Here is a 25,147-nt window from a genome sequence, read left to right as displayed (position 1 = left end):
CCCGCATCCATAATCAGCACGCCCTGAACCGGGCCACAGCACCTCCACCACCAACAAGAAACGGCGCAGACCGACCCCGAAGGGACGATCTACGCCGTTCTCAGGCGAGCAACCTGGCGGGTTAGGCCTCCGCCGCCGCGGCAGCCTTGGCGACCTTGGCCGCGAGGGCCTCGGCCCGCAGCTTGGAGATCTCGTACAGGGTGACACCGGCGGCGATTCCGGCGTTCAGCGATTCGGTGTTCGCGTTGATCGGGATCGACACGATGGCGTCGCAGGTCTCGGTGACGAGGCGGGACAGGCCCTTGCCCTCGCTGCCGACGACCACGACGATGGGACGCTCGGCATAGCCGAGGCCCAGCTCGGGCAGCTCGGTGTCGCCGCCGCCGTCGAGGCCGATCACGAGCATGCCGCGCTCCTTGAGCGCCTTGAGCGTCTGGGTGAGGTTGGGAGCCATGGCCACGGGCAGACGGGCGGCCGCACCGGCCGAGGTCTTCCAGGCCGACGCGGTCACGCCGACGGAACGGCGCTGCGGCACGATGACGCCGTGGCCGCCGAACGCCGCGGTGGAGCGGATGATCGCACCCAGGTTGCGCGGGTCGGTGATGCCGTCCAGCGCCACGAACAGCGGCTTGTGGCCGCGGCTGATGGTGAGGTCGAGCAGCTCGATCGGGTGCGCGTACTCGTACGCGGGCACCTTGAGCGCGAGGCCCTGGTGCACGGCGTCCTTACCGGAGAGCCGGTCGATTTCGGGGCGCATGACCTCGAGCACCGGGATGTTGCGGGTCGTCGCGAGCTTGAGGACTTCCTTGACCCGGTCATCCATTTCGATGCGGGTGGCCACGTACAGCGCCGACGCGGGGATCTTGGCGCGCAGCGCCTCGAGCACCGAGTTGCGGCCGGTGACGACCTCGAACTCGGCATCCGACTTCGCCTTGCGGGTGGACGAACCGCCGCCGCCGGTGTTGCCGGTTCCGGTGTTGCGGCCGGTGCGCGGGGCACCGGAGCCGCCCGGGGCCCGGCTGCGGCCGCCGCCGGCCGCGGCGAAGCGGTCCTTGGCGGCCTTGGCCTTACCGGCGGGGTGGTACGGACGGTCTTCGGCCTTGGGGGTGGGCTTCTTGCCCTCGAGAGCCTGACGGCCCTGGCCGCCGGAACCGACCTGCGGTCCCCTGCTGCCCTTGCGCACCGCGCCGGTGCGCGACTTGCGATCTGTGTTCTTCATCAGTCAAAACTCCAATGTGCACCCGACGGGGTGTCTTCGATGGTAATGCCGGCGGCGACGAGCTCGTCCCGGATACGGTCTGCGGCCGCGTAATCGCGGCTCTGCCTGGCGGTCTCCCGGTCGTCGAGCAGGCGCTCGACGAGGGCGGTGAGGGCCACCATGGCGGGTTCATCTGTCGCGACGGCCCAGCCGGGCGACAGGGGGTTGATGCCGAGGACTTCGCTCATCGCGAGAACCTGACCGCGCGCGGCCGCGGCCGCGTGCAGGTCCTCGGCGTCGAGGGCCGCGTTGCCGGCGCGCACGGTGTCGTGCAGCACGCCGAGCGCCTGCGGAACCGCGAGGTCGTCGTCCATGGCCGTGGCGAAGTCATCCGGCACGATCTCGACGCCGGAGCCGGCGAAGCGGGTGTCGGCCAGGCGCCGGTCGGCGCGGTCGAGGAAGCTCTCGATGCGTTCGAGGGCGGCCTCGGCCTCGGCCAGCGACCCCTCGTGGAAGTCGAGGGTGGACCTGTAGTGCGCGGCGCCGAGGTAGTAGCGCACCACGATGGCGCGGGCCTGATCGAGCAGCTCGGCCGCGTAGACCGAGTTGCCCAGCGACTTGGACATCTTCTGGCCGTTGGTGTTGACCAGGCCGTTGTGCACCCAGAAGTTCGCGAAACCGTCACCGGCCGCATTGGACTGGGCCAGCTCGTTCTCGTGGTGCGGGAAGCGCAGGTCGAGGCCGCCGCCGTGGATGTCGAACTGCGGGCCGAGGTAACGAGCGGCCATGGCGGAGCATTCGATGTGCCAGCCGGGCCGACCGGTTCCCCACGGGGAGATCCAGCCCGCCGAGGCAGGTTCGTCGGCCTTGTGACCCTTCCAGAGGGCGAAGTCGCGCGCGTCGCGCTTGCCGCGCGGGTCGGCGTCGGTGGCCGCTTCCATGTTGTCGGGGTTCTGACGGGTCAGTTCGCCGTACGCGGGCCAGCTGCGGGTGTCGAAGTACACGTCGCCGGAGTCGTCGGCGGCCGGGTAGGCGTGCCCGTTGTCGATGAGGCGGCCGATGATGTCCTGCATCTCCTGCACACTCGCGGTGGCGCGGGGTTCGTAGGTGGGCGCCAGGATGCCCAGCTTCTGGTAACCGGCGGTGAACTCGAGCTCGAAACGGTAGGCGAGCGCCCACCACTGCTCGGTGGTGCCCGCAGCGTTCAGGAGGATTTTGTCGTCGATGTCGGTGACGTTGCGGATGAAGGTGACATCGTTGCCGCGGTAGCTGAGCCAGCGGCGCAGCTGGTCATAGACCAGGGCGCTGCGCAGGTGACCGATGTGCGGCGACGACTGCACGGTGGGTCCGCAGACGTAGATTCCCACCTTGCCCGGAACGATCGGCAGGAAATCGCGAAGGGTCTGGGCCTTCGAGTCGTATAGTCGCATGCTCACTGGTTCAGTTTAGGCGAGGGTCGGTCGGATGCTCGGGTGGGGCTGATCGGGTGAAGCAGTGCGGTGGCCAGGGCGGCGATGCCCTCGCCGCGTCCGGTGAAGCCCAGAGCGTCGGTGGTAGTCGCCGATACCGACACCGGGGCGTGCAGGATGCCGGTGAGCAGTTCCTGGGCTTCGATCCGGCGAGGGGCGAGCTTGGGGCGGTTGCCGATGATCTGCACCGCCACGTTGCCGACCCTGTAGCCGGCCTCGGTGACCAGGCGCAGGGTCTCGGTGAGGAACACCTCGCCGTGTGCGTCGGTGAGGCGGGGGTCTGCGGTGCCGAAGACCTGGCCGATGTCGCCCAGCCCCGCGGCGGCGAGCATGGCGTCGCAGATGGCGTGCACGGCGGCGTCACCGTCGCTGTGCCCGGACAGGCCTCGCTCCCCCGGCCAGTGCAGGCCGGCCAGCCACAGGTCGCTGGTGTCATCGAAGGCGTGCACGTCCAGCCCCGTACCCACCCGCGGGTCGGTGGATGCCGGTGCGCCGACGTCGTCGCGGAGCAGGAGTTCGGCGCGGCGCAGGTCCCAGGCGGTCGTGACCTTGAATGCCAACGGGTCACCGGGGATGACGCTGACGGTGTTGCCGGATGCGGCGACCAGCGCCGCGTCGTCGGTGAGATCCTGCGCATCCGCGGACGGCAGGGTGGCGGCCCAGGCGAAGGCGGCGTCGAGCATGGCGCGGGGAAAGCCCTGCGGGGTCTGCACGGCGGAGAGCTGTGACCTGTCGACGGTGCCCAGGATGGTGGCAGCCGCGTCGACGCTCTTGATGGTGTCCACCACGGGAAGGCCGGGCACAATTCCATGGCCGGTGCTGCGGACGGCGGCCACCACGGCGTCGATCAGGGCGGCGGGGGTCAGCGCTCTGGCGGCGTCGTGCACGAGCACCACGGTGGCACCGGACCGCACCACGGCGAGCCCGCGGGCCACGGATGCCTGCCGGGTGTCGCCGCCGGCGACGACCTCGAGGTACCCGGCGGCGGGGCCGGCGACGCGGCCGGCGATGGTCCTGGTCTCGGCCAGGTGCGTCTCGGGCGCCACCACGATGACCTGGGCCGGTTCGTTCAGGCCGAACACGCCGGCGAGGGCGTGCTCGAGGATGCTGCGGTCCCCCAGCGGCACGAACGCCTTGGGCTGGTCTCGGCCGAGCCGGCTGCCGCTGCCGGCGGCGACGACGATGACCGCGACGGCGGTTACCGGGAATTCAGTCATGTCTGGAGGCTATCTGGTGGGGCGCGGTGACGCAGGGTGGAAAGGGCTGGGTGAGGCTGGGGCTGAACGTGCGAAAGGCGGCACCGCGGGGTGCCGCCTGTCGTTGGAACAGGATCTTCTACGAGGCGAGCACCTCATCGAGCACGGTTGATGCCTGGTCCTCGTCGGTCTTCTCGGCCAGGGCCAGTTCGGAGATGAGGATCTGCCGCGCCTTCGCGAGCATCCGCTTCTCCCCGGCCGACAGGCCGCGGTCCTGATCCCGGCGCCACAGGTCGCGCACGACCTCGGACACCTTGATGACGTCGCCGCTGGCAAGTTTCTCCAGGTTGGCCTTGTACCGGCGTGACCAGTTGGTGGGTTCTTCGGTGAACGGAGCGCGCAGGACCTCGAAGACCCGGTCGAGGCCGTCCTGACCGATCACGTCGCGCACACCGACAAGATCGACGTTCTCGGCGGGCACCTCGATGGTGAGGTCCCCCTGGGTGACGTTGAGTTTCAAATACAGTTTTTCTTCACCCTTGATGATGCGAGTTTTCACCTCGGTGATCGTCGCAGCGCCGTGGTGGGGATAAACGACTGTTTCGCCGACTTCAAATAACATGTATTGATATCCCTTCAGCAACGTCTATGATACCACCCCTCCCCGGCACCCTTTTGAGGGGATATTCGCGGCTCATCAGGGCCCGCCCTGCCCGGCACGATTCCGTAAGGTAAACTCGAGCCAAATCTGCAGCGTTCACGCCACTTGGGCTGAACGCTGAACTCTTGTGGAGGTCTTGTGAGAGCGCGAACCATGGCAACCGTCGTAGTGGCGGCCGGCATCCTGTTGGGCACCAGCGGATGCAATCTGTTCGCCCCCCAGGCGACGACCATCCAGTACGACGCCAGCGACGGCGTCAGCGGGGACCTGGGCGACTTGGCCATCCGCAACGCGATGCTGATCACCGAGGACGGTGAGAACGCCAACCTCGTCGTGCACGTGGTGAACAGCGCCGACGAAGACATCGAGCTGCTCGTGCAGTACGAGGGTGTCGACGAAAAGGTCGACAGGACCCTGACGATCGATGCCAACGCGACCACCGAGATCGGGATCCCCGGTGGCGAGAGTGTCGCCGTCCAGAATCTCAACGCAACAGCGGGTTCGCTGTTCCCGGTGTACTTCCAGTACGGCGACCTGACCGGCGTCGAGCTTCTCGTGCCGGTGCTCGACGGCACCCTGGCGGAGTACTCCACCCTGGTGCCCACCGAACCTCCGGTTCCCACGGTGACACCGACGGGGCCCGCCGCCGAGGTCCCGGCGCCCGCGGCGACCCCGGAAGCCACCACGGCCCCGTAACTCCCGCGAACCGCATCACAATGCCCCGTGACCTTGGGTCACGGGGCATTGTGATGTTTCAGGGGCGGATGGCCGCCCGGCGGGTCAGGCCTCGAAGCGGTAGCCGAGCCCACGCACGGTGACGAGCATCGTGGGCTCCGACGGCGTCGCCTCGATGCGCGAGCGGATGCGCTTGATGTGCACGTCGAGGGTCTTGGTGTCACCGAAGTAGTCGGTGCCCCAGACGCGGTCGATCAGCTGCCCGCGGGTGAGCACCCGGCCGGCGTTGCGCAGCAGGAACTCGAGCAGCTCGAATTCCTTCAGCGGCATGTTCACCACGGCGCCGGACACCGACACCGTGTGCCGTTCGATGTCCATCCGCACGGTGCCGGCGGCGAGGACGCCGTCATCCTCTTCGGCCGGATCGGTGTGCCGGCGCGACACGGCCCGGATGCGCGCGAGCAGCTCCCGGGTCGAGTACGGCTTGGTGACGTAGTCGTCGGCGCCCAGCTCGAGCCCCACCACGATGTCCACCTCGGAGTCCTTGGCGGTCAGCATGATGATCGGCACCGCGGAGCGGGTGCGGATCTCCCGGCACACCTCGGTGCCGGGGAGGCCGGGGAGCATGAGGTCCAGCAGCACCAAATCGGCACCGGCCTTGTCGAATTCGGCGAGGGCGCTCGGGCCGTCCTCGGCCACCGTCACCTCGTAGCCCTCCCGTTCCAGCAGGAAGCTCAGCGGCTCGCTCAGCGCCTGCTCGTCTTCAACAAGAAGGATTCGGGTCATGGGGTGTCTCCTGTCGCCGCTGGTGCGGGGTGGGTCGCCTCTGGCAGGCGAATGGTGAAGGTCGAACCATGGCCGGGCTGTGACCAGACCCGGATGTCGCCGCCATGGATCTGCACGACGTGCTTGACGATGGCCAGGCCGAGGCCGGTGCCGCCGGTGTTGCGGGACCGGGCCTGGTCGACGCGGAAGAACCTCTCGAAGATCCGGTCCAGGTCGCTCTCCGGGATGCCGACGCCCTGGTCGGTGACGGTGACCTGGATCACCCCGTCCGACACTCGTGCCCCCACGCCGACCCTGGAGCCCGGCGCCGAGTAGTGCACGGCATTGGCGACCAGGTTGTGCACGGCCATCACCAGCAGTCTCTCGTCGCCGTAGACCTTGGCGCGGGACTTCTTGCCCAACGCGATGGTGATGCGGTCGGCATCTGCCACGACCCGGTTCTGGTCGATGCCGGCGGCCACGATGTCGTCGATGTCGAGCAGTTCAGGTTCCCGGAGGGCGTCTTGGGCCTGCAGCCTGGAGAGTTCGATGATCTCCTGGGTGAGCCGGGCCAGCCGGCCGGCCTCGGTGGTGAGGCGGTCGGCGAAGCGCCGCACCTGCACGGGCTCGTCGGCGGCGTGGCCGAGGGCCTCGGCGAGCAGCCCGACGGCGGCGATCGGGGTCTTCAGTTCGTGGCTGATGTTGGCGACGAAGTCCCGGCGCACCTCGTCAAGCCTGAACGCCTCGGTGCGGTCCTCCGCGAGCAGCAGCACGTAGCGGGAGCCCAATCGGGCCAGCCGCACCCGCAGGTGCATGCTCGCGTCGCCGAACGGGCCCCTGGAGAGCACCAGCTCCTCCGACACGGCCTCTCCGGTGCGGCGCACGCCGCGGGCCAGGTCCAGCAGCTCCGGATGGGCCAGCTGTTGGTTCACCACCAGCCCCATGCTCAACGCCCCCGGCGAGGACTTGATGACGTTGTTCGACGGGTCCAGCACCACCCCGGCGCTCTCCAACGCGTCGAGAACCTGGTCGATGCCGTCCGGAACCGCCGGGTTGACCACCTCGGCGGCCCGCTTGCCGTGCCGTTCCGCGACATACAGCAACGTCACGAACCCCGCGCCGACGGTGAGGCCCAGTGCCAGAGACAGCAACACAAGCCAGGTCGATTCCATTTCACCAGATTAGTGACTCTTGCACGGGTCGATCGCGACGGCAAGGGTGGGCACACGCTACTTTGGTTATTGTTCAGTCGCACGGCACCTGCCGTTAACCCTCGTTCGCCAATATTGTTCGGGGGCCAGGCGGGTCTCATGCGTTCGCGCGCTTTGGCGCGACCAGGAAGGACCACAGACACAATGCGTGAAGTATTTCAGCAAGAGCTCGCCGAGGTGCAGGACCGCCTCGCCGAGATCGCGCGCCTCGTGGCCATCTCCATCGAGAAGGCCACCAAGGCTTTCAACAAGTCCGACGTGGCGCTGGCCGAAGAGGTCATCGCCGACGACGACAAGATCGACGCCCTTACCGTTGAGCTCGATGAGCTGGCCATCACCATCCTGGCCCGGCAGCAGCCGGTGGCCCGGGACCTGCGGATCGTCGTGAGCGCGCTGCGCATCAGTGCATCGCTCGAGCGGATGGGCGACATGTCAACGCACATCTCGCAGCTGGCCCGGTACCGGTTCCCCGACAAGGTGATCCCCAAGAGCCTGCGCCCGACGTTCGCCGAGATGGGCGCTCTCGACGTGAAGATCGCGAAGATGCTCGCCGAGCTGCTCACCACCGAGGACATGCAGCTGGCCGAGGACATCCGCAACGAGGACGACAAGGTGGACGCGTTGCACCTGAGCGTGTTCGACGCCGTGCTCGGCGAGACCTGGAAGGGCCAGGCCGCCGACACCGTCGACGCCACCCTCGCCAGCCGTTACCACGAGCGTTTCGCCGACCACGCGGTGTCGATCGCCAAGAAGGTGCAGTACCTGGGCACCGGCGACTGGCACCAGCCGACGCCGACCGAATAGGTCGCATCCGCACACGAAAAAGCCCCCGTCAGTGACGGGGGCTTTTTGTTGGGCTGTGGGTTACTTCTTACCCTGGGCCGCGACGGCGGCGGCGCCGGCTGCGGCAGCGGCGGGGTCGAGGTACTCGCCGGCACCGATCGGCTTGAGGTCTTCGTCGAGGCGGTAGACGAGCGGGATGCCGGTGGGGATGTTCAGCTCGGCGATGTCGGCGTCGGAGACACCGTCGAGGTGCTTCACCAGGGCGCGCAGCGAGTTGCCGTGCGCGGTGACGAGCACGGTCTTGCCGGTGCGGAGGTCCGCGGCGATGTCGGACTCCCAGTACGGCAGCATCCGGGCGATGACGTCCTTGAGGCTTTCGGTGCGGGGCAGGTCGTCACCGAGGTCCGCGTAACGGGCGTCGTTGGCCTGGGACCACTCGGAGGAGTCGTCGAGCACGGGCGGCGGCACGTCGAACGAACGACGCCAGGTCTGGAACTGCTCCGGACCGTAGGTGGCAAGGGTCTCGGCCTTGTCCAGGCCCTGCAGAGCGCCGTAGTGGCGTTCGTTGAGGCGCCAGGAGCGCTTGACGTCGATCCAGAGGCGGTCGGCCTCTTCGAGGGCGATGTTCGCGGTCTGGATCGCGCGGGTGAGCACGGAGGTGTGCAGGATGTCCGGCAGCAGACCGGACTCGGCCAGCAGCTCGCCGGCGCGCAGAGCCTCGGCCCGGCCCTGGTCGCTCAGACGCACATCCACCCAACCGGTGAAGAGGTTTTGCTGATTCCAGGTGCTGTTGCCGTGGCGGAGGAGGATGAGGGTATAGGGAGCAGACATGCTCCAACTCTAGCGAGGCGCACGCGGACACACCGTACCCGTCTGCGTGACGAAAGTCCCGCCGGATACCCCGCATTCAGCCGCGGGGAACCCGCACGCCCAACCGCGGCAACCGAGGGATCTCCGCCACGGACCCGGCCGACTCCGGCACGATGACCTCCTGGCTGGCGGTGATCGAGAGGCCCTGGGAGAGCACGTGCAGGGTCACCGTTCCCGGCACCGTGCGCTTGATGACGGCGAGGGCGATCGGTCCGAGCTCGTAGTGGATGGCGCTGGAGGTGATGGCGCCCACGGTGCGGCGCTCGGGTGCGGCGTTGGCGACGAACCTGTCGCCCTGCACCTCGTCGCCGTGCGCGGGCAACACCGAATCGGAACCGTCCAGGTGCAGCAGCACCAGCCGGCGCGGCGGGTGGCCGAGGTTGTGCACCTTCGCGACGGTCTCCTGACCGCGGTAGCAGCCCTTGTTCAGGTGCACGGCGCTGCGCAGCCAGTCTAGTTCGTGCGGGATCGTGCGCTCGTCGGCGTCCAGGGCTCCGCGGGGGCGCCAGGCAGCAATGCGCAGCGCCTCCAGGGCCAGGAGCCCCGCGGCCTGCACGGTGCCGGCGGCGATGGCGTCACGCAGGGCCGGCAACGCCGACCGCGGGATCAGGACCTCAGTCCAGTGCCAGGCGGCGCCGGGGTGGTCGGTGTCGGCGGCGTACTGCCAGCCGCCCGGAGCGACCTCTGACCACGGGTCGTGCCAGACCACGGGCACGCCGTTCGGGCTCGCCGGGCCGAGCGGGAGCGCCGCGGGGTCTGCGGCCATGGTGCCGATGGTGGCGTAGGCGAGGGTGTGGTCCACCACCTGCACACGCAGGGTGAACCGCATCCGGTCGAGCCAGGCCTGCAGGCCGGGCAGTTCGGCGGCCTCGACGAGCAGCCAGCTCTCGACTCCGTCGTCGATCAGGGCGATGGCGTATTCGAGGTGGCCGGCGGGGTCGAGCAGCAGGGTCTCGGTGGACTGGCCGGGGGTGAGGCCGCGCAGCTCCTGGCTGGACATCGAGTTGAGCCAGGTGAGCCGGTCGGGGCCGGCGATGGAGAGCACCCCGCGGTGGGACAGGTCCACGATGGCCGTCCCGGCGAGCAGCTTGCGTTGTTCGGTGTTCGGGCTCCCGTAGTGCGCGGCGACGCCGACGTCGATGCCGTCGGCTTGCACGGCGCCGTCGAGTTCGAGAAGCGGCGACCCTGCGGCGGCTGCGAGCGGTTCGGCGGTGGTGGTCATCGAGCTCTCCTTCGGTGAATGCTCCGGGCGCCCTGCCGACGAGACCGCCTGAGCGCTGTCGACAGGGGGGAACTCCGGCCCATATGCTAGCCCAACGGTCTGAGCGGTCCCCCGTATTCCCCTCACGTCCCGGCCGTCACCCGGCAAGGAGCTAATGATGCGTCTTCCCGCCCGTTCGATCGCCGTACTCCGCCTCAGCGCGGCGGCACTGACCCTGATCGCCGTCGGCGCCACGTTCTTCTCCACGGCGTCGCGGGCCACCATCAACCCGTTCAACTTCTTCGGGTTCTTCACCATCCAGTCCAACCTCCTGGCGGCCGCCGCGCTGAGCGCCACCGCGGTGTTGGTGCTGCTCGGCCGGACGGCGCCGGCCTGGCTGGTCCTGGCCAGGGCGGCGACCACGGCATACATGATCGTCGTCGGCCTGGTCTACAACACCCTGCTTGTCGGCCTGCCCGGTGGCGTGGAGCTGCCCTGGGCGAATACCGTGCTGCACGTTGTCTTCCCGGTGTATTGCCTGCTCGATTGGGCGCTCGTGGCCGACCGGGGGCCGCTACCGTGGCGCCGCCTGTGGGTGGTGCTGGTCTATCCGGTGCTCTGGTGCGCGGTTGTCCTGGTGCGCGGCGCGACGGACGGCTGGGTGCCGTACCCGTTCCTGAACCCGGTGACCGGGTACGGCTCGGTGCTGCTCTACGTGCTGCTGATCGCCGTGGCCGTCATCACGGCCGGCGCGGCGGTGTTCGGGCTCAGCAGGCTGCGCCCGGTCACGGTGCGCAGCGAGCCGGTCAGGACGCGCGGCTGAGCCGGCCGGACGCGTGCGATTGCAGGTCCTGGCCGAGCGCGGCGATATCCCATGCCCAGAGCAGATGGCTGTCGACGAGGCCGTAGAGCCGGGTGGCGGCCGCGTACGGCTTGGCACCGCTGGTCTGCACGATGGCATCGGTGGCGAGATCGATGCGCGGACCCTTCACCTGGCCGAGGTAGAGCTCGATGATGCCGCCAGGATGCACCAGGCTCACCTCGATGTCGAAACCCCCGTCGGTGTTCCGCAGCGTCTCCACGGCTTCCGCGGTCTGGAACGGCGCCGGCCCGACACCGGGCAACAGGCCGGGGCCGGGGTCGCCGGCCTCTTGGGGGCGGCTGAGCCGCCAGTAGCCGGTTTCGGTCATCAGCGGGACCGGTGCACCGGTCGGGGCGACGGTGCCGTCGGCATCCGGGTCGGCCGGTTCGGGCTCGAGCCAGGTATACGAGCTGTAGTTCAGGTGCGGCAGACCGTCGTGGCTGAAACTGATCCGGTGCCCGAACTCACGGGTGACCTTCTTGCCGTCGACTGTGTAGTCGAGGATCCCCGACCCCTCCCAGACGCCGATCAGCCACGACAGCGGAACGAGTTCGGACGGGAGGCCGACCGGAAGTTCGTACACGCTGGGTTACCGCTGGCCCCGGAACAGCTTGAACAGCACGATGCCGGATACCCAGGCGATCGACAGGCTGGCCAGCGCGAGGAGGCCCAGGAACAGGATTTCGAGTGCGAGCGTTGACATGCCCCAACTCTAGCCGTTGGCCGGCCGGAAGCCGCCAGGTGAGGCGAAGTGTTATACGAGGCCGATCAGGGCGAATAACCCCGTCGCGGCACCGAGAACGAGCACGGCACCCACCAGGCTGAGCGTGACTCTGTGCACGTAGCCTTCCTTCTGCCCCGTGGACAGTTGGGCGGCGAGGGTGAGGATGGTACAACCGGCCAGGGACAGGCTGACCCACACCAGCCGGTCCGCGGGGGCGACAAGGACGCCGGTCAGCACCGCACAGACGACGGCGACCAACCAAATCATCACTACACTCAAACGCTTCCAGCTCACTGTCCCATTCTGCACGCCCGAGTCGCATTCCGTGGCACGCTAGTATGGGCCGCACGATACTTGGAGGACCTGCGTGGCGCAGCTGTTGATCCTGACCTCGGCCCTGAATAACGACGTTCTACCGGCCCTGGCGTTGCTGTCCCACAGCACACGACTCATTCCGGCCCAGGCCGATCAGCTCATCACAGCGCCCGATTCCGACCTGATTCTGGTCGACGCCCGGTCCAATCTGATGGCCGCCAAGTCGCTCTGCCAGATTCTGCGCACCACGGGAAGCAGCGTGCCGCTGCTCCTGGTGATCACCGAGGGCGGTCTGACCGCGGTCAGTCCGGACTGGGGTGTCGATGACGTGGTGCTGGACACCGCCGGCCCCGCCGAGGTCGATGCTCGCATCCGGCTCGCCGCCGGCCGCACCCCGCACAACTCGCCCTCCCCCACCATCCGCGCCGCCGGTGTCGTCATCGACGAGGCCAGTTACTCCGCCAAGGTGCACGGCAAACCGCTCGACCTCACCTATAAGGAATTCGAGCTGCTCCGCTTCCTCGCCGCGCACCCGTCGCGGGTGTTCACCCGGGAGCAGCTGCTCAGCGAGGTGTGGGGCTACGACTACTTCGGCGGCACGCGCACCGTCGACGTGCACGTGCGGCGGCTGCGCGCCAAGCTCGGCGACCAGGAGTCCCTGATCGGAACGGTGCGGAACGTCGGCTACAGGTTCAACGTGTACGAGGAAGAAGGAGATCGTGTCCCGCACTCTGTCGGCGCCTGACCTGTCCGACGCCGCTTTCGCGGCGCGCTTCCACGACGTGGCCGATGCGGCTGCGCACACGGATGGCTACCGCCCGTTCAATGAACAGGCCCTGCTCGATGCCCGGTCGGGGCGGCGCAGCCCGCAGCTGCTGCTCGAGGGCGAAGACGCTGTCGGCGCCGCGATCGTCGGGGAGGGGCAGATCGCCCTCGTCGTGCATCCGCGCTATCGCCGGCGCGGCCACGCCACCGCCGCGCTCCGCCGCCTGTTCGAGGATGAGGGCGGCATGTCCGGCGACCTCACCGCCTGGGCCCACGGCGACCTGCCCGGCGCCCGCACCCTGGCCGACAGGTTCGGCTTCAGCGCCGTGCGCACCCTGCTGCAGCTGGAACGTCCGCTGACCGACGCCGACGCCGAGGCCTCCCCCGTGCTGCCCGACGGTGTCGCCATCACCGGGTTCCGGGCGGCCACCGCCGACGAGCCCGGCGACAACGCCGACTGGGTGAGCCTGAACGCGCTGGTCTTCGCCACGCATCCCGAGCAGGGCGCCGTCACCGAGGCCGATCTGGCCGCCCGCATGGCCGAGCCCTGGTTCGACGCCGGCGACCTGCTGCTGGCCCGGGCGAGCACGGATGACGCCGCGCCCGGACGCATCCTGGGTTACAACTGGGTCAAGATCGAACCGGGCGCCCCGCTCGGCGAAATCTACGTGCTCGGCGTGCATCCGGATGCCGCCGGCGCAGGCCTCGGTCGCGCCCTCATGCTGGCGGGCCTGGCCCGCCTCCGGCGGCGCGGCTGCTCGAGCGTGGAACTGTATGTGGAGGCCGAGAGCGCCGGGCCGGTTCGCCTGTACCGCAGCCTCGGATTCACCGACCGCACGGTGGATGTGCAGTACCACCGTTCGCCTCGTTAACGTTCCGTTCACCGTGAACGTCGCGCCCGCTCGGCGCCGGGTGTCAAGATGGACAGATGGACGGCGACAACATCCCAGGCACCTCAGGGCTCGAGAGCGAACTCGACGACGATTTTGACCCCCAGATCGGCAAAAACGATCCGGCGCTACCGAGCGAGCGGTACCTCGACCGGGAGCTGAGCTGGCTGGCCTTCAACCAGCGGGTACTCGAACTCGCCGAGGACCCGGCCCTGCCGGTGCTCGAACGGGCGAACTTCCTGGCCATCTTCGCCAACAACCTCGACGAGTTTTTCATGGTGCGGGTCGCCGGCCTCAAGCGCCGCATCCTCACCGGGCTGGCCGTGCCCACCAATGTGGGCCGAGCCCCGCAGGATGTGCTCTCCGACATCGCCGCCGCCGCTCACGTGCTGCAGGACCGGCACGCTCACGCGTTCCAGGAGCTGGTGCGCCCGGCGCTGGCCGAACACGGCGTGGACATCGTCACCTGGGACAGCCTGAGCGACGTGGACCGCCGGTCGTTGCGCGGCTACTTCGGCAATCAGATCTTCCCGGTGCTGATGCCGCTGGCCGTCGACCCCGCGCACCCGTTCCCCTATATTTCCGGTCTGTCGCTGAACCTGGCCGTGCGCCTGCACAGCTCCAAGACCGGCAAGCAGGAGTTCGCCCGCCTCAAGGTGCCCTCCATGCTGCCGCGCTTCGTGCGGGTGGACCGCACCGAGTCCGTCGACAAGGTGCGCTTCATCACCCTCGAGGACCTCATCGCCAACCACCTCGAGGACCTCTTCCCCGGCATGGACATCCTCGAACACCACGTGTTCAGGGTCACCCGCAACGAGGACGTCGTCATCGAGGAAGACGACACCGAGAACCTGATCAAGGCCCTTGAGAAGGAGCTGCTGCGCCGCCGGTTCGGCCCGCCCATTCGCCTCGAGGTCACCGAGGACATGGACGAGGTGACCCTGGGCCTGCTCGTGCGTGAACTCGACGTGACCGAGCAGGAGGTGTACAGGCTGCCGGCGCCCCTGGACCTCGGCGGGCTGTTCGACCTGCGCATCGACCGTCCCGACCTGCACTACACGAAGCACGTGCCCACCACGGCCGCGCAGCTGCTCACCGGCGAACCCAACGACGAACCCGACATCTTCCGCGCCATCAGCCGCGGCGACGTGCTGCTGCACCACCCGTACGAATCCTTCGCGACCAGCGTGCAGGCGTTCCTCGAGCAGGCCGCCGCGGACCCGAACGTGCTGGCCATCAAGCAGACCCTGTACCGTACATCCGGCGACAGCCCGATCGTGGAGGCGTTGATTGCCGCCGCGGAATCGGGCAAGCAGGTTCTCGCCCTGGTGGAGATCAAGGCCCGCTTCGACGAGCAAGCGAACATCTCCTGGGCGCGCAAGCTGGAGAAGGCCGGCGTGCACGTGGTCTACGGCCTCGTGGGCCTGAAAACCCACTGCAAGCTGGCCCTGGTGGTGCGTTATGAGAAGGGCGTGCTGCGGCACTACAGCCACATCGGCACCGGCAACTACAACCCCAAGACCAGCCGCATCTACGAAGACATGGGGCTGCTGACCGCGGATGACCAGGTCGGCAAGGACCTGACCCGGCTGTTCAACGAGCTCTCCGGCTACGCGATCGAGAAGAAGTTCAAGCGCCTGCTGGTTGCTCCCCTGCACCTGCGCAAGGCCCTGCTCAAGCGCATCGCCGATGAAACCGCGAACGCGCTGGCCGGCAAGCCCGCCGGCATCCGCATCAAGGTCAACTCGATGGTGGACGAGGACATCATCGACGCGCTGTACCGCGCCAGCCAGGCCGGTGTGCCCGTTGACGTGTGGGTACGCGGCATCTGCAGCCTCAAGCCCGGCGTGCCCGGCATGAGCGAGAACATCCGGGTGCGGTCGATCCTGGGCCGCTACCTCGAGCACTCGCGGATCTTCTCCTTCCACACCCTGGGCGAGACCCAGGTCTACATCGGCAGCGCGGACATGATGCACCGTAACCTCGACCGTCGGGTGGAGGCGCTGGTGCGCCTGGTCGACCCGCGGCACCTGGGCGAGGTGGATGCCCTGTTCACCCGGGCGATGGACGAGCGCACCTCGTCGTGGTGGCTCGACGAGAACGGTGAGTGGACCCGGCACCACCAGGACGCCGACGGGAAGCCGCTGGACGACATGCAGAACCGGTTGATGCAGCAGATCGGCCAGCGCAAGCGACCCGTGAGCCGCCGATGAGCGACCTCGCCCCCGTGTTCGCGGCCGGAGCCGTCTGCTGGCGCCTCATCGACGGCCGGATGCACGTGCTGCTGATCCACCGCACCGTGCACGGCGACATCACCATCCCCAAGGGCAAGGTCGACCCCGGCGAGACGCTGCCGGTCACAGCCGTGCGGGAGATCGAGGAAGAGACCGGGCTGGCCATCGCCCTGGGCGTCCCGCTGGGCGTGTCGGAGTACCCGATGCCCAACGGCAAGGCCAAGATCGTGCACTACTGGGCCGCCGAGGTGCTGCCGGAGCACATTCTGCGCTCCACCTTTGTGCCCAACGGTGAGGTCGCCGCCCTGGAATGGGTGACCATCAAGAAGGCCAGGACCTACCTCAGCTACGCCCCTGACGTGGAGATCATCGACGCGTTCGCCCGCCTGGTGGCCCAGGGCATCACGAGCACCTTCGCGATCATCGCGCTGCGCCACGCCAAGGCCACCGCGCCGCACGACTGGTCGGGCCCGGACGCCACCCGCCCGCTCAGCGAACGCGGAGTGACCCAGGCCGCCGCCCTGGTCCCCACGGTGAGCGCCTGGCAGCCGCAGCGCATCTTCACCAGCACCGCCACCCGCTGCGTGACCACCGTGGCACCGCTGTCGGCCGCGACAGGGGTGCCGTTCAAGCGCACCGACCTGATCAGCCAGGATGCTTGGGAGCAGGGCACCTCCGATGTGCGCCACAACGTAGGCAAGCGCATCCGCGCCCGCAAGACCGCGGTGCTCTGCAGCCACGGCCCGGTGCTGCCAGACATCCTGCGCGAGATCGCCCTGGCGACGGGCTCCCCGATGACCCAGCAGCTGGGCAACGCCGCGGCGTTGTCGCCCAGCGGGTTCTCGGTCGTGCACCTCTCCAGCGACAACCCGAGCGCGGGCATCCTCGCCATCGAGACCCACCCGCCGCGCCTCTAACAAGGTTCTCCCAGCGCTCACAGACCCGACCGGGACTGCGGGCGCTGATGTGCGCAGCGCAGGTGGCACGAGGTCCACTCGACGGATGTCGTTTACCTCCCGTTCACCAAGGAGGGGGAGTGTCGTTAACCACACGGATTAGCGTCTACCGAGGGCCAGCACCGGCCCGAAGTTCGCAGGATTCTCCTGTGATCGCATTCCCTGTAGTCAACCTGAAAAGGATCCTTGTGAATCTCATGCGTTTTGGCCGCCCCGCGGTCATTGCTATTGCCGCAGCCCTCGTTCTTTCCTCCTGCGCCTCGAACGAAGCCGGCAGCACGGCTACCGACGACGCCGCGGACAGCACCCTCACCGGCACGATCAACGCCGCGGGCGCCTCCTCGCAGGGCTCGGCCCAGGAAGCGTGGATCTCCGCTTTCCAGACGGCCAACCCGGACGTCACCATCAACTACGACCCGTCGGGCTCCGGCGCCGGCCGCGAGACCTTCATCGCCGGCGGCACCGACTTCGCCGGTTCTGACTCCTACCTGAGCGACGAGGAGCTGGCCGGCACGTTCGCCGCTTGCGCCCCCGACACCCTCGCCGTCGACCTGCCGGTCTACATCTCCCCGATCGCCGTCATCTTCAACGTTGAGGGCGTCACCGACCTCAACCTGGATGCCGACACGCTCGCCAAGATCTTCACCGGCGCCATCACCACCTGGAACGACCCGGCCATCGTCGCGCTGAACGCCGACGCCGACCTGCCGGCCACCGCGATCACCGCCGTGCACCGCTCGGACGACTCGGGTACCACCAAGAACTTCGCGGACTACCTCTTCCAGGCCGCACCCGACGTGTGGACCGAAAAGCCGGCCGACCCGTTCCCGTACGCCACCGGTGAGGGCGCCCAGGGCACCTCCGGTGTCGTCGACGCCGTCACCAACGGCACCGGCACCATCGGCTACGCCGACGCTTCCCGCGCCGGTGACCTCGGTGTCGCCAAGATCAAGGTCGGCGACGAGTTCGTCGAGTACACGGCCGAGGCCGCCGCAGCAGTCGTCGACGGTTCGCCGCTCGTCGAAGGCCGCGCCGACAACGATCTGGCCGTCAAGCTGGACCGCCTCACCACCGACGCGACGCACTACCCGCTCGTTCTGGTGAGCTACGCGCTGGTCTGCACCGAGTACGCGGACGCCGAACAGGGCGCCCTCGTCAAGGAGTACGTCAGCTACATGGCCAGCGAGGACGGCCAGGCTGAGGCTGCGGCATCCGCCGGCGCCGCACCGCTGTCCGCTGACCTGCAGGCCAAGGTTGCCGCTGTCCTCGAGACCGTCAAGTAACTCAACATCCGCTGAGCTTCCGGCTTCAGTAACACCGCCCGGCAGGGCGATCGCGTTGCACGCGGTCGCCCTGTCGGGCACACTGAGGCTTGGGGTCCGGCTCAAGATCCACCCTTACCGGTAACACCTCACCCCTCCAGGGAGACGCTCGGAATGACGACCGCAGTTGACCGTATTGCGATCAAGGCCAAGGAACGACCGGGCGACCGCATCTTCTCCACCGCAACGGTGGTAGCAGGCAGCCTGATCCTGGCCATGTTGGCCGCCGTGGCCCTGTTCCTCTTCGTGCAGAGCATCCCCGCCTTCGTGGCGCCGGCTGACGCCTTCAAGGGCGACTTCAGCAACTTCTGGTCCTACGTGGCCCCGCTGGCCTTCGGTACGGTCTGGTCGGCCTTCCTGGCCCTGCTGATGGCCGTGCCCGTCGCCATCGCCGTGGCCCTCTTCATCTCGCACTACGCCCCGCGCAAACTCGCGCAGGGCCTGGGCTACCTCATCGACCTCCTCGCCGCCGTTCCCTCCGTGGTCTTCGGCCTCTGGGGCATCGGAGTACTGGCCCCGATGGTGCAGCCGTTCTACGCCAACCTCGTCGACTGGTTCGGCTGGTTCCCGCTGTTCGCCGGCCCCGTGTCCGGCACCGGCCGCACGATCCTCACCGTGGCCATCGTGCTCGCCGTGATGGTGCTGCCGATCATCACCGCCATCTGCCGGGAGATCTTCCTGCAGACCCCGGTGCTCTACGAGGAAGCCTCGCTGGCCCTCGGCGCCACCCGCTGGGAAATGATCACCATGGCCGTGCTGCCCTTCGGCCGCGCCGGCATCATCTCCGCCGCCATGCTGGGCCTGGGCCGCGCGCTCGGCGAGACCATGGCCGTGGCCATGGTGCTCTCCCCCAACCCCGAGGTGATCTTCCAGCTGCTCACCTCGCAGAACTCCAACACCATCGCGGCCAACATCGCGCTGAACTTCCCCGAGGCACACGGCGTGGGGGTCAACATCCTGCTGGCCACCGGCCTCGTACTCTTTGTCATCACGCTGATCGTGAACATGATCGCCCGCGTGATCATCAACCGCCGCAAGGCCTTCTCAGGAGCGAATTGATGAGCATCACCATGACCGCCTCCTCTCCCGTGACGAACTCCCTCACCGCCGGCAAACTGCCCAAGAACGCCCCCATGATGGTGCTCGCCGCCAGCTGGCTGGTCGTGGGCGCCATCTTCGCGGTGATCTTCCTCTCCGGCGCGACCGAGAGCTTCAACTGGGCCGGCACGCTGTTCTTCGGAACCGTCCTGTACTGCATCGCCCTGTTTCTGTTCTCCTACTTCGTCGAGGGCACCCGCCGGGCCAAAGACCGCCTGGTCACCGCCCTGGTCACCATCGCGTTCGTGGTGGCGCTGATCCCGTTGATCTCCCTGGTCGGCACGACCATCGTCAACGGGCTGCCCGCCTTCATGACCCCCACCTTCTTCACCGAGTCCCAGCGGAACGTCGTGGGCGCCGGCGGCGGGGCCCTGCACGCCATCGTCGGAACCCTCTTCGTCACCGGGTTGGCCACCCTCATCTCGGTACCGATCGGGCTGCTCACGGCCATCTACCTCACCGAATACGGTCGCGGCCGGCTCGCCCGCGGCATCACCTTCTTCGTCGACGTGATGACCGGCATCCCCTCGATCGTGGCCGGCCTGTTCGCCTACGCCCTGTTCTCGCTGCTGTTCAACGACCCCGGCATCCGGTTCGGCTTCGGCGGCTCGGTGGCTCTGTCGGTGCTGATGATCCCGGTGGTGGTGCGCTCCAGCGAAGAGATGCTCAAGCTGGTGCCCAACGAGCTGCGCGAGGCCGCCTACGCACTCGGTGTGCCCAAGTGGCTGACCATCGTGAAGGTGGTGCTGCCGACGTCACTGGCCGGCATCGTCACGGGCATCATGATCTCGATCTCCCGCGTGATCGGCGAGACCGCGCCGTTGCTGATCGTCGCCGGCTTCACCGCCAGCATGAACTACGACCTGTTCAACGAGCGGATGATGACCCTGCCGGTGTTCGTGTACAACCAGTACGCCAGCCAGGGCGCCGATTCGCAGGCCTACATCGACCGGGCCTGGGCCGGTGCGCTCACCCTGATCGTGATCGTCATGCTGCTCAACCTCGTGGCCCGGCTGGTCGCGCGCACCTTCTCCCCCAAACTCGGCCGCTGACGCAGCCGCCGCCCAGACTCCAGCTTCAACAGATTCGAAGGAACACATGTCCAAGCGCATTGAAGTCAACGACCTCGACGTCTACTACAGCAAATTCCTCGCCGTGGAGGGCGTGTCGCTGACCATTGAACCGCGCACGGTGACCGCGCTGATCGGCCCCTCCGGCTGCGGCAAGTCCACGTTCCTGCGCACCCTCAACCGCATGCACGAGGTCATCCCCGGCGCTCACGTCGACGGTGAAGTGCTCATCGACGGCAACAACCTCTACGGCCCCGGCGTCGACCCGGTGCTCGTGCGCCGTCAGGTCGGCATGGTGTTCCAGCGGCCCAACCCGTTCCCCACCATGTCGATCGGTGACAACGTTCTGGCCGGCGTCAAGCTGAACAACCGTCGGATGGCCAAGAGCGACGCCGACGCGCTGATCGAACGCTCGCTGAGCGGCGCGAACCTTTGGAACGAGGTGAAGGACCGCCTGGACAAGCCCGGCTCGAGCCTCTCCGGCGGCCAGCAGCAGCGTCTCTGCATCGCCCGCGCCATCGCCGTGCAGCCCGACGTGATCCTGATGGACGAGCCCTGCTCCGCGCTCGACCCGATCTCCACCCTCGCGATCGAGGACCTCATCGAAGAGATGAAGACCGACTACACGATCGTCATCGTGACGCACAACATGCAGCAGGCCTCGCGGGTTTCGGACCGCACCGCGTTCTTCAACATCGCGGGCACCGGCAAGCCGGGCAAGCTCATCGAGTACGACGACACCACCACGATCTTCTCCAACCCCACCGTGCAGGCCACCGAGGACTACGTCTCCGGCCGCTTCGGCTAACCACGCACCCGTTGCTCCAGCCGCCCGGTCGACCCCAAGGTCGCCCGGGCGGTTTTTCGTTCCCGCCGTGCGTGTTCCCCGTGTACCACCGTCGTGTCGCGAAAGCGGCCAAACGGTCACCTCGTGCCCCGCGAAGCAGCCACGCGGCCGCTCTCGCGGAACCGTCGTGTCGCGAGAGCGGCCAAACGGTCACCTCGTCACCCGCGAAGCAGCCACGCGGCCGCTCTCGCGCGACGGGTGGCTGCGCTAGGCCCCGGTGCGGGCCAGCAGGGACGCGTTCAGGGCGCGGGTGAGCTCGGTGTCGTGGGGGAACTCCACGCCGTCCAGGGCGGTCACAGCGACCGCGAGACGCACGCTGGAGACCAGCCATGCCGCATCCGCCGCCCGCAGCTCATCGACGGTGACATCGCGGTACTCGACGCTCTCCCCGTGCGCGGTGAGGTACTCGAACACGCTCTGCTGGGTGGTGCCGTGCAGGATGGCGCCGCTCGGCGCCGGAGTGACGTAGCGGCCGTCGATGCGCAGAATCACGCTCGACGTGGGGCCCTCCATGACATAGCCGTCGTGGGTGAGGAAGATGGTGTCATCGGCGCCACGGCGCTTGGCCTCGCGCAGGGCAGCCATATTGATGGCGTAGCTGAGGGTCTTGGCGCCCATCAGCAGCCAGGGTGCCTGCTCGGCGACCCCGCGCGGGTAGCCGCGGTCGAGGGTGATCACCCTGATGCCGTTCTCGCGCACCGCGGTGAAGTCGGCGGCGCGGGTGGCGTGCAGCCAGGCGGTGGGCGCGGGTCCGTGCTCGACGCCGCGGCTGAGCACGAACTTGAGCGCCAGTTCGCCCTCGCCGGGGATCCGGGCCACTGCATAGGCGATCGCGGCGCGCCACTGGGCGGGGTTGGGCACCGGCAGGTCGCAGATCTGGGCGGAGTTGACGAGCCGGCTGATGTGCGGCTCAACCTCTTGCGGGTGCCCGTTGACCACGCTGAGGGTCTCGAAGATGCCGTCGCCGCGTTGGGTGCTCAGCTCGGCGACCCGCAGTGCCGGGGCGCCGGAGTCGATCTCGTGGAACGTGTCCACGAAGTCGGTGCGGGTGGAGTCGGCCGGCTCCGGGTCGATGAGCAGCGTGAAAGGCAGGGTCATGTCTCGAGCCTACCCACCCGGCTCAGCTGGCCTCCAGCTCTGTGGCCCACAGCGAGCCTGCGCCAGCGAGTTGCCATGTGACGCCCCTTCCGGCTCGGTGAAAGGGCCTGAACCGGCAACTCACCGCTGGGTGCGGGGCCGACTTGCCAGTTGCTGCCCCTTCCGGCGGGCAGGAGGGGCCTGAACCGGCAACTCACCGTCGAGGTGGCTCTTGGCGCTGCGGAAGAGAACCCCTCCGGCGTCTCGGCGGGGGACTTTGCGGCAGTAAGGATGCTGCCGGCCAGTGACTTCGGTCAAGGTACCGCTTCAGGGCCCCGGACGGGGAACTTTGCGGCAAGTCGGGATCGTCGGGATGCTGGCCTCGCGCCACGCGGGCCGGCGCCGACCGGCGCGGGCAGGTACGGGCCGGCCCGGTCCGGACCGGCAGGTGCCGGCACCGGGCGCGGGGCCGTTGGCGAGCGAGCTAGCTCTGGATGGCGACGATCGGGTCGCTGGTGGGCTGCTCGGATCCACCCGACGGTTCCACCGTGACACCGACGGCGTCGCCGGCGGACATGGTGCCGTCGAGCACCCGCCAGGCGGTGCCGGAGCCGTCGGAGTCGAAGGTGCCGGCCGGGACGGGCCCTGCGGTTCCGATGTACCAGAGCTGGTAGTCCTGGTCGTCGCCGAGGGCGGGCAGGTCGTCGACGATGATCGCGGACAGGCCGAGCTCTCCGGACCACACCAGCGTGGCATCCTGGCCGTCGGCGGTCTTGGTCGACGCCCGCTGGCTGTCGGAGGCCGCGTTGATCTCGGCGAGGCTGGCGGCCTGCTCTTGGGCGAAGTCCTGGCTGGGATCGCCGTAGAGGGCTTGGCCGGCGAACGTGCCGCCGACGAAGAGGGCGGCGGCGGCGGCGGCCGCGACGAGGTACCCGGCGGGACGCTGGAACCAGCGGCGCTGGGCCCGTTCGGCGGCAGAGCCCGGGGCGGCGGCGGATCCCTTGCCGGCGGCGAACTTGTCGGCCGAGGACGCCGAAGTCGAGGCGGCGCCGGGAACGGCAGCGGCACGAGCGGACCCGGAACCGATCGGGATGGCCGCGGGCGGCGCATCCGTCGTGGCGGTGGGTTCGTCAGGAGTCACCGAGTCGGCTGCGGGCGGGAGCGGGGAGAGCTGCGGGGTGGAGGCCAGCTGTGCCATCAGGCCGGCCTTGAGCGCGCTGGAGGGCTGCACGGGCGCTACCGACAGGCCGAGGGCCACGGCGGTGTCGCTGAGTTCGGCGGCCTCGATGCGGGCCTGCTCCGACTGAGCCAGGTACCGCTCGTATTCGGCGGCCTCGTCGGCGCTGAGGGCGTGCAGGGCGTATGCGCCGGCCAGGTCGGCCGGGTTGTTGGTGGGACCGTTGCCGGTCAGATCGGTGTCGGGCTTGTCGGTGTCGCTCATGCGCCCACCCCCAGTTCATCTCGCAGACGAATTAACCCGTCGCGCAGCCGGGTTTTCACGGTGCCGAGCGGGATGTGCAGGTGGTCGGCGACCTCACGGTGACTGAAACCGCTGAAGTACGACAGGCTCACGGCCTGGCGTTGCAGTTCGGTCAGTCTGGACATCGCCTTCTCCACCCTTTCATGCTCGATTTTGACCTCGACGGTTTCGGCGACGTGGTCATAGGGAACCGCGAGGTCGCGGATTCCGATTTTGGTGTCCCGGTCGCGGCCGGCCTGCGACGACCGAATCCGGTCGATCGCACGTCGGTGCGCCATGGTCATGATCCAGGTCGAGGCCCCGCCACGCTGCGACTCGTACCGCGATGCCGTCTGCCAGATCTCCAAGAAAATCTCCTGGGTCACTTCCTCCGACTGTGCGTGATCGATCAGTACGCGCTTGACAAGGCCAAGCACCCGTGGAGCGATCTGGTCGTAAAGCTCACCGAAAGCCGATTGGTCGCCTTCGGCTACCCGAGCGAGCAGCTCTTCTTTCGAAGGCGCTGTCGACGAGGCGTCGAGGTCGAACTCAGCAGTCATGAGATCCAGCATGTCAGGTCCAGTCCCCTTCCATGCTTAGGGTTCGGTACCGAGTCCCTGCTGGATTGGTCTGGAGCGAAAAAGATCCGCCCGGGTGGCCGCCGGGCAAAGTGAAGGCCGGACCGCAGAACGCCTCTCGGCGTGAGGCCGTTCTAGACGGCGAATATTGGAGCCCGGGGTTACTACGGTCCGGCCAGCATCAAGTGTAAACGACATCGGCTGAGAGTTCATTCCGGGATGCCCGGGAAATTATTCGAGGGAGTCGCTGCGCCACAGCCGGGCGCAGGAGGTGAACTCCTGCGCGGTGGTGGAGAACCGCAGGGCCCGGGTGGTCAGCTCCGAGGACCGGCCTGGTTCGGTGCTGTCCAAGTCGTCGGCGACACTCGCGCAGCCGGCGCCGATCACCCGGCAGAAGGCGGCTGCCCGGTCCAGGGCGACGGCGAAGTCGCCGGTGAACACGCCCCGGAGGATCTCGTCGGCGAGCAGGATGATCTCGGCCGGACCGGTCGGCACCGCCGCACCGGCGACGAGGGGGTCGATGGTGACGGCCACGTCGATACCGCGCTGGTAAAGGAACGCCGTGCCATCGGCATCCTGCCGGATCAGCAGCCGCACCAGGTAGATGCGCCAGAGCGCGCCCGGCAGGCTGCGCGGCGTGGCCCGCGACCACAGCTCCGCCACCGCGTCGATGCCGTGCTCGTCGGTGTACGCCACCAGGCGCTCCACGACCTCGGGGTCGGGGCTGTCACGCACCCTGGCGATCAACGCCTGGGCGGTCTCGTGGGCGACCCGGCTGATCTGCGCGGGATCTTCGCCGCCCATCATCGATTCGAACTTGGCGCCCGAGAACTGGGTGGGCTTGTGGAAATCGTCGGCCATCGCTCTCCTCCTGGCTTTCAGGGCAGCGTAGTCGGGTACGTCGCCGGATGGTGTGGGTGT

The 25,147-nt window shown here is 68.3% G+C and carries 25 protein-coding genes; 11 read left to right on the top strand and 14 right to left on the bottom strand.

The genetic code is table 11. From position 1 onward, the window contains the following. Positions 1–121: 121 nt before the first annotated feature. From rlmB to E3O57_RS01830, 4 genes are all read right to left on the bottom strand, one after another. On the bottom strand, positions 122–1,219 hold the full coding sequence (rlmB, locus tag E3O57_RS01845; RefSeq protein WP_088457051.1) for a 23S rRNA (guanosine(2251)-2'-O)-methyltransferase RlmB: 1,098 nt from the start codon (positions 1,217–1,219) through the stop codon (positions 122–124). Beyond that, on the bottom strand, positions 1,219–2,634 hold the full coding sequence (gene cysS / locus E3O57_RS01840; RefSeq protein ID WP_103478944.1) for a cysteine--tRNA ligase: 1,416 nt from the start codon (positions 2,632–2,634) through the stop codon (positions 1,219–1,221). Before cysS ends, rlmB begins: the two co-directional genes overlap by 1 nt. After that, positions 2,631–3,884, bottom strand: a complete 1,254-nt coding sequence (gene ispD / locus E3O57_RS01835; protein WP_103478943.1) for a 2-C-methyl-D-erythritol 4-phosphate cytidylyltransferase — start codon at positions 3,882–3,884, stop codon at positions 2,631–2,633. The genes cysS and ispD overlap by 4 nt, the downstream gene beginning before the upstream one ends. A gap of 118 nt (positions 3,885–4,002) precedes the next feature. Next, positions 4,003–4,485: a CarD family transcriptional regulator gene (locus E3O57_RS01830; protein WP_088457054.1), complete on the bottom strand. Its 483-nt coding sequence runs from the start codon at positions 4,483–4,485 to the stop codon at positions 4,003–4,005. 192 nt (positions 4,486–4,677) lie between these two features. On the opposite strand from E3O57_RS01830, the gene E3O57_RS01825 reads away from it, so the two are divergent. After that, the gene (locus E3O57_RS01825; protein WP_103478942.1) at positions 4,678–5,220 is read left to right on the top strand and encodes a hypothetical protein; all 543 of its coding nucleotides are present in this window, start codon (positions 4,678–4,680) and stop codon (positions 5,218–5,220) included. An 84-nt stretch (positions 5,221–5,304) separates the two neighbouring features. Here the strand turns inward: E3O57_RS01825 and E3O57_RS01820 are convergent, their stop codons facing one another. Continuing rightward, positions 5,305–5,985: a response regulator transcription factor gene (locus E3O57_RS01820; RefSeq protein ID WP_088457056.1), complete on the bottom strand. Its 681-nt coding sequence runs from the start codon at positions 5,983–5,985 to the stop codon at positions 5,305–5,307. Next, positions 5,982–7,136 carry a cell wall metabolism sensor histidine kinase WalK gene (locus E3O57_RS01815; RefSeq protein WP_103459223.1) on the bottom strand — a complete coding sequence of 385 codons (1,155 nt, stop codon included), beginning with the start codon at positions 7,134–7,136 and terminating at the stop codon, positions 5,982–5,984. Before E3O57_RS01815 ends, E3O57_RS01820 begins: the two co-directional genes overlap by 4 nt. A 183-nt stretch (positions 7,137–7,319) precedes the next feature. Here E3O57_RS01815 and phoU point away from each other — a divergent pair, with 183 nt between their 5' ends. Further along, complete coding sequence (phoU, locus tag E3O57_RS01810) at positions 7,320–7,979, top strand: phosphate signaling complex protein PhoU (protein ID WP_103432235.1); 660 nt, start codon at positions 7,320–7,322, stop codon at positions 7,977–7,979. A gap of 60 nt (positions 7,980–8,039) precedes the next feature. On the opposite strand, the gene E3O57_RS01805 is transcribed toward phoU, so the two are convergent. Then, positions 8,040–8,789: a phosphoglyceromutase gene (locus E3O57_RS01805; RefSeq protein WP_088457059.1), complete on the bottom strand. Its 750-nt coding sequence runs from the start codon at positions 8,787–8,789 to the stop codon at positions 8,040–8,042. A gap of 76 nt (positions 8,790–8,865) precedes the next feature. Next, complete coding sequence (locus E3O57_RS01800; RefSeq protein ID WP_103459222.1) at positions 8,866–10,050, bottom strand: folate-binding protein YgfZ; 1,185 nt, start codon at positions 10,048–10,050, stop codon at positions 8,866–8,868. A 154-nt stretch (positions 10,051–10,204) separates the two neighbouring features. On the opposite strand from E3O57_RS01800, the gene E3O57_RS01795 reads away from it, so the two are divergent. Then, a complete protein-coding gene (locus tag E3O57_RS01795) occupies positions 10,205–10,852 on the top strand; it encodes a Pr6Pr family membrane protein (protein ID WP_103459221.1) in 648 nt (215 codons plus the stop codon). Here E3O57_RS01795 and E3O57_RS01790 read toward each other — a convergent pair. Both E3O57_RS01790 and E3O57_RS01785 read right to left on the bottom strand, forming a co-directional pair. Then, the gene (locus E3O57_RS01790) at positions 10,836–11,474 is read right to left on the bottom strand and encodes an FABP family protein (protein ID WP_103459220.1); all 639 of its coding nucleotides are present in this window, start codon (positions 11,472–11,474) and stop codon (positions 10,836–10,838) included. The two genes, E3O57_RS01795 and E3O57_RS01790, sit on opposite strands and share 17 nt — an antisense overlap. A 171-nt stretch (positions 11,475–11,645) precedes the next feature. Next, complete coding sequence (locus tag E3O57_RS01785) at positions 11,646–11,882, bottom strand: hypothetical protein (protein WP_088457063.1); 237 nt, start codon at positions 11,880–11,882, stop codon at positions 11,646–11,648. A gap of 100 nt (positions 11,883–11,982) precedes the next feature. Here E3O57_RS01785 and E3O57_RS01780 point away from each other — a divergent pair, with 100 nt between their 5' ends. The 8 genes from E3O57_RS01780 to pstB all read left to right on the top strand — a co-directional run bounded on the left by E3O57_RS01780 (position 11,983) and on the right by pstB (position 21,073). After that, positions 11,983–12,675 carry a response regulator transcription factor gene (locus E3O57_RS01780; protein WP_103432231.1) on the top strand — a complete coding sequence of 231 codons (693 nt, stop codon included), beginning with the start codon at positions 11,983–11,985 and terminating at the stop codon, positions 12,673–12,675. Further along, positions 12,650–13,567 (top strand): mycothiol synthase, encoded by a 918-nt coding sequence (mshD, locus tag E3O57_RS01775; RefSeq protein ID WP_241990261.1) that lies wholly within the window; start codon positions 12,650–12,652, stop codon positions 13,565–13,567. The genes E3O57_RS01780 and mshD overlap by 26 nt, the downstream gene beginning before the upstream one ends. A gap of 56 nt (positions 13,568–13,623) precedes the next feature. Continuing rightward, complete coding sequence (locus tag E3O57_RS01770) at positions 13,624–15,798, top strand: RNA degradosome polyphosphate kinase (protein WP_103432229.1); 2,175 nt, start codon at positions 13,624–13,626, stop codon at positions 15,796–15,798. Continuing rightward, positions 15,795–16,736 carry an NUDIX hydrolase gene (locus tag E3O57_RS01765; protein WP_088457067.1) on the top strand — a complete coding sequence of 314 codons (942 nt, stop codon included), beginning with the start codon at positions 15,795–15,797 and terminating at the stop codon, positions 16,734–16,736. Before E3O57_RS01770 ends, E3O57_RS01765 begins: the two co-directional genes overlap by 4 nt. Positions 16,737–16,963: 227 nt before the next feature. Continuing rightward, on the top strand, positions 16,964–18,058 hold the full coding sequence (pstS, locus tag E3O57_RS01760) for a phosphate ABC transporter substrate-binding protein PstS (RefSeq protein ID WP_370028165.1): 1,095 nt from the start codon (positions 16,964–16,966) through the stop codon (positions 18,056–18,058). Between the two features lie 153 nt (positions 18,059–18,211). Further along, positions 18,212–19,156, top strand: coding sequence for a phosphate ABC transporter permease subunit PstC (pstC, locus tag E3O57_RS01755; protein ID WP_088457069.1), 945 nt, complete (start codon positions 18,212–18,214; stop codon positions 19,154–19,156). Beyond that, positions 19,156–20,247 carry a phosphate ABC transporter permease PstA gene (gene pstA / locus E3O57_RS01750; RefSeq protein WP_103432227.1) on the top strand — a complete coding sequence of 364 codons (1,092 nt, stop codon included), beginning with the start codon at positions 19,156–19,158 and terminating at the stop codon, positions 20,245–20,247. The genes pstC and pstA overlap by 1 nt, the downstream gene beginning before the upstream one ends. A 46-nt stretch (positions 20,248–20,293) precedes the next feature. Beyond that, positions 20,294–21,073 carry a phosphate ABC transporter ATP-binding protein PstB gene (pstB, locus tag E3O57_RS01745; protein ID WP_088457071.1) on the top strand — a complete coding sequence of 260 codons (780 nt, stop codon included), beginning with the start codon at positions 20,294–20,296 and terminating at the stop codon, positions 21,071–21,073. Between the two features lie 246 nt (positions 21,074–21,319). Here pstB and E3O57_RS01740 read toward each other — a convergent pair whose 3' ends face one another. The 4 genes from E3O57_RS01740 to E3O57_RS01725 all read right to left on the bottom strand — a co-directional run bounded on the left by E3O57_RS01740 (position 21,320) and on the right by E3O57_RS01725 (position 25,087). After that, positions 21,320–22,210 (bottom strand): aminodeoxychorismate lyase, encoded by an 891-nt coding sequence (locus E3O57_RS01740; protein WP_103478940.1) that lies wholly within the window; start codon positions 22,208–22,210, stop codon positions 21,320–21,322. Positions 22,211–22,673: 463 nt separating this feature from the next. Beyond that, the gene (locus tag E3O57_RS19185; RefSeq protein WP_103478939.1) at positions 22,674–23,630 is read right to left on the bottom strand and encodes an anti-sigma factor domain-containing protein; all 957 of its coding nucleotides are present in this window, start codon (positions 23,628–23,630) and stop codon (positions 22,674–22,676) included. Continuing rightward, the gene (locus E3O57_RS01730) at positions 23,627–24,208 is read right to left on the bottom strand and encodes a sigma-70 family RNA polymerase sigma factor (protein ID WP_241990260.1); all 582 of its coding nucleotides are present in this window, start codon (positions 24,206–24,208) and stop codon (positions 23,627–23,629) included. Before E3O57_RS01730 ends, E3O57_RS19185 begins: the two co-directional genes overlap by 4 nt. Before the next feature lie 249 nt (positions 24,209–24,457). Next, entirely contained in the window at positions 24,458–25,087 is a 630-nt protein-coding gene (locus tag E3O57_RS01725; protein ID WP_088457075.1) for a DNA-directed RNA polymerase subunit beta, read from the bottom strand. Between the last annotated feature and the right edge of the window lie 60 nt (positions 25,088–25,147).

This window comes from Cryobacterium sp. TMN-39-2, from assembly GCF_004402745.1.
GTDB lineage: Bacteria > Actinomycetota > Actinomycetes > Actinomycetales > Microbacteriaceae > Cryobacterium > Cryobacterium zongtaii.
This window is presented reverse-complemented; position numbering and strand designations above follow the sequence as displayed.

What these genes read in the sequence shown, in the direction of transcription:
- rlmB (WP_088457051.1), bottom strand. Translation starts at nt 1,219, where the DNA reads ATGAAGAACACAGATCGCAAGTCGCGCACCGGCGCGGTGCGCAAGGGC.
- ispD (WP_103478943.1), bottom strand. Translation starts at nt 3,884, where the DNA reads ATGACTGAATTCCCGGTAACCGCCGTCGCGGTCATCGTCGTCGCCGCC.
- E3O57_RS01830 (WP_088457054.1), bottom strand. Translation starts at nt 4,485, where the DNA reads ATGTTATTTGAAGTCGGCGAAACAGTCGTTTATCCCCACCACGGCGCT.
- E3O57_RS01825 (WP_103478942.1), top strand. Translation starts at nt 4,678, where the DNA reads ATGGCAACCGTCGTAGTGGCGGCCGGCATCCTGTTGGGCACCAGCGGA.
- E3O57_RS01820 (WP_088457056.1), bottom strand. Translation starts at nt 5,985, where the DNA reads ATGACCCGAATCCTTCTTGTTGAAGACGAGCAGGCGCTGAGCGAGCCG.
- E3O57_RS01815 (WP_103459223.1), bottom strand. Translation starts at nt 7,136, where the DNA reads ATGGAATCGACCTGGCTTGTGTTGCTGTCTCTGGCACTGGGCCTCACC.
- phoU (WP_103432235.1), top strand. Translation starts at nt 7,320, where the DNA reads ATGCGTGAAGTATTTCAGCAAGAGCTCGCCGAGGTGCAGGACCGCCTC.
- E3O57_RS01805 (WP_088457059.1), bottom strand. Translation starts at nt 8,789, where the DNA reads ATGTCTGCTCCCTATACCCTCATCCTCCTCCGCCACGGCAACAGCACC.
- E3O57_RS01800 (WP_103459222.1), bottom strand. Translation starts at nt 10,050, where the DNA reads ATGACCACCACCGCCGAACCGCTCGCAGCCGCCGCAGGGTCGCCGCTT.
- E3O57_RS01795 (WP_103459221.1), top strand. Translation starts at nt 10,205, where the DNA reads ATGATGCGTCTTCCCGCCCGTTCGATCGCCGTACTCCGCCTCAGCGCG.
- E3O57_RS01785 (WP_088457063.1), bottom strand. Translation starts at nt 11,882, where the DNA reads ATGATTTGGTTGGTCGCCGTCGTCTGTGCGGTGCTGACCGGCGTCCTT.
- E3O57_RS01770 (WP_103432229.1), top strand. Translation starts at nt 13,624, where the DNA reads ATGGACGGCGACAACATCCCAGGCACCTCAGGGCTCGAGAGCGAACTC.
- E3O57_RS01765 (WP_088457067.1), top strand. Translation starts at nt 15,795, where the DNA reads ATGAGCGACCTCGCCCCCGTGTTCGCGGCCGGAGCCGTCTGCTGGCGC.
- pstC (WP_088457069.1), top strand. Translation starts at nt 18,212, where the DNA reads ATGACGACCGCAGTTGACCGTATTGCGATCAAGGCCAAGGAACGACCG.
- pstA (WP_103432227.1), top strand. Translation starts at nt 19,156, where the DNA reads ATGAGCATCACCATGACCGCCTCCTCTCCCGTGACGAACTCCCTCACC.
- pstB (WP_088457071.1), top strand. Translation starts at nt 20,294, where the DNA reads ATGTCCAAGCGCATTGAAGTCAACGACCTCGACGTCTACTACAGCAAA.
- E3O57_RS01740 (WP_103478940.1), bottom strand. Translation starts at nt 22,210, where the DNA reads ATGACCCTGCCTTTCACGCTGCTCATCGACCCGGAGCCGGCCGACTCC.
- E3O57_RS19185 (WP_103478939.1), bottom strand. Translation starts at nt 23,630, where the DNA reads ATGAGCGACACCGACAAGCCCGACACCGATCTGACCGGCAACGGTCCC.
- E3O57_RS01730 (WP_241990260.1), bottom strand. Translation starts at nt 24,208, where the DNA reads ATGACTGCTGAGTTCGACCTCGACGCCTCGTCGACAGCGCCTTCGAAA.
- E3O57_RS01725 (WP_088457075.1), bottom strand. Translation starts at nt 25,087, where the DNA reads ATGGCCGACGATTTCCACAAGCCCACCCAGTTCTCGGGCGCCAAGTTC.